Here is a 2,213-nt window from a genome sequence, read left to right as displayed (position 1 = left end):
CCGGCGAGCAGCAGGGCCCGTGCGTCGGATCCTGCCAGCTCGCCGGTGCCGTGCCGGATGCCCAGCTCGCCGGTCTGCACCGACCAGCCGTAGAGCCCGAGCGGGGAGCGCGGGCCGGCCTCCCGGTCGCCGAGCCACAGGCAGCGCACCGCGTCGGCGCCGGTCACCCGGACGAGCGCGAGGTCGGGGAACGGCCACGGGTCGCGCGGCGGCTGCGCGCCCGCGGGCCGGGGCGCGACGACGACGGCGGTCCCGGTGCCGCTGCGCGGCTCCCAGACGCCGGCGGCGGTGCGCTCCTGCCAGCTCACGCTCAGGGCGCTCTCCCCTCGGCACACCGCGGCTCCCCCCTTTCCCACGACGTGGGCGCAGGTCAACAGCCAGCCCGGGGCTATGAAGAACCCCGACCCCCAGTACGCGTCACGGTCCGTTGCATACCCGTCACCCGGTGCGCCGATGCGTGCGAGCGAGGGGCGCACCATCTCGCCGAAGGCGCTCATACGGCGCCGGGAGCCGGGGACTGCGGCGGTACGACGCCGCCGCCCTGCGTTCCGGTACGGGCGCCGTCCGCCGCCGTGGCGGGCTCGGTCCAGGTCAGGGACACGGTGAGGGAGGAGGTGCCACCGCCCTCGGCGATGGCGCTCACGATCTTGCCGGACTGCGCCGTCAGTTCGATTCCGAAGCTGACGGAGACCTCGACGGGGGCCGGTGTGTCCAGACCGGCGCGCAGGGAGCGCACGACGCCGCCGACCGTGCCGGCCAGTCCCCCCGCCATGTCGATGACCCGGTCGCCGAGTCCGGTGTCCCAGTAGCCGCCCTCGTCCAGCGCCTCCTCGTCGGCCGCGCGGATCCTGGCCCAGACGACGGTGCCGTCGTCCAGGCGTACGCGTTCGACTCCTCCAGCCATGACGCCCCCGTTCGCCGATGGGAGGAGAAGGCTAACTCCCGGGGCGGGAGAGGGCGAGGGGTCTATTCATCGTCCTCGTCGTCGAGCCGCGCGAGCCAGGTGGCCAGCCGCTCCACGGGCACCTCGAAGTCCGGGTTCAGGTCCACGAACGTCCGCAGCTGCTCCGCGAGCCACTCGAAGGTGACCTCTTCCTCGCCACGCCGCTTCTCCAACTCCTCGATACCGCGGTCGGTGAAGTACATAGGCCCACGTCTCCTGCGCAAACGTCCGTCCTGCCAACAACTCCCACCAGCCTAAGCGCCCCACCCGCACCTCACGGCCACGCCCGGGGCGCCGCCACCGGCCCGACCGCCCACGGCCCCTCCCCGGAAGAGTGCCTTGACTTCCCGAAGCCGCGATATATCGTGTTTCTCAGAAGAACGCGATATGGCGCGTCGCGACCGTGACCGCCCGAGGAGGCCCCATGTCCGAGTGGTCCGTCACCGACCCCCAGAAGCTGACCTTCGACGCCCCCGTCCGCGACCTGCGCATCCGCATCGTCAACGGCACGGTCAACGTGGTCGGCACGGACGCCCCCTCCGCCCGCCTGGAGGTCTCGGAACTGGAAGGCCCGCCCCTGGTGGTCACCCAGAACGGCACCACCCTCACCGTCGCCTACGACGACCTGCCCTGGAAGGGCTTCCTCAAGTGGTTCGACCACAAGGGCTGGCGCCGCACCGCCGTCGTCTCCCTGGCGGTCCCCGCCGACACCCGCGTGGAGGTCGGCGTGGTCGGCGCCGGCGCGGTCGTCTCCGGCATCCGCGGCCCCGCGGTGATCAGGGGGGTGACCGGTGACACCACCCTGGTCGGCGTCTCGGGCCCGGTCCGCGCGGAGACCGTCTCGGGAAACCTGGAGGCCCAGGCGGTCACCGGCGACCTGCGCTTCCACTCGGTGTCGGGCGACCTGACCGTGGTCGAGGGCTCCGGCACCTCGGTACGCGCCGAGTCCGTCAGCGGCTCCATGATCGTGGACCTGGACCCGGACGGTCCCACGGACATCGGTCTCACCAGCGTCTCCGGCGAGATCGCCATCCGTCTGCCGCACCCGGCGGACGCCGAGGTGGAGGCGAACACCGCGAGCGGCACCCTCTCCAACGCCTTCGACGACCTGCGGGTGCACGGCCAGTGGGGCGCGCACAGGATCACCGGCCGGCTCGGCGCGGGCACCGGCAGACTGCGCGCCACCACGGTCTCCGGCTCGATCGCCCTGCTGCGCCGCCCGCCCCGGGACGAGGAGGGCACCCCCGGGGAGACAGAGCCCCCGACGCCC

3 protein-coding genes and 1 pseudogene are annotated in these 2,213 nt (G+C 73.2%); 1 reads left to right on the top strand and 3 read right to left on the bottom strand.

Annotated features, from left to right (window positions below):
* The 3 genes and pseudogenes from CCN44_RS47705 to CCN44_RS41535 all read right to left on the bottom strand — a co-directional run.
* A pseudogene (locus CCN44_RS47705) lies at positions 1 to 308 on the bottom strand (hypothetical protein); the annotation flags it as partial.
* 185 nt (positions 309 to 493) lie between these two features.
* Positions 494 to 904 carry a CU044_2847 family protein gene (locus CCN44_RS41540; RefSeq protein ID WP_059252561.1) on the bottom strand — a complete coding sequence of 137 codons (411 nt, stop codon included), beginning with the start codon at positions 902 to 904 and terminating at the stop codon, positions 494 to 496.
* A 62-nt stretch (positions 905 to 966) separates the two neighbouring features.
* Positions 967 to 1,146 carry a DUF6104 family protein gene (locus CCN44_RS41535; RefSeq protein ID WP_003992906.1) on the bottom strand — a complete coding sequence of 60 codons (180 nt, stop codon included), beginning with the start codon at positions 1,144 to 1,146 and terminating at the stop codon, positions 967 to 969.
* A gap of 221 nt (positions 1,147 to 1,367) precedes the next feature.
* Here CCN44_RS41535 and CCN44_RS41530 point away from each other — a divergent pair.
* On the top strand, positions 1,368 to 2,213 hold an 846-nt coding region (locus tag CCN44_RS41530), incomplete at its 3' end, for a DUF4097 family beta strand repeat-containing protein (protein ID WP_107502181.1).

This window comes from Streptomyces tricolor (assembly GCF_002155905.1).
In the GTDB taxonomy this organism is placed as follows: Bacteria; Actinomycetota; Actinomycetes; order Streptomycetales; family Streptomycetaceae; genus Streptomyces; species Streptomyces tricolor.
This window is presented reverse-complemented; position numbering and strand designations above follow the sequence as displayed.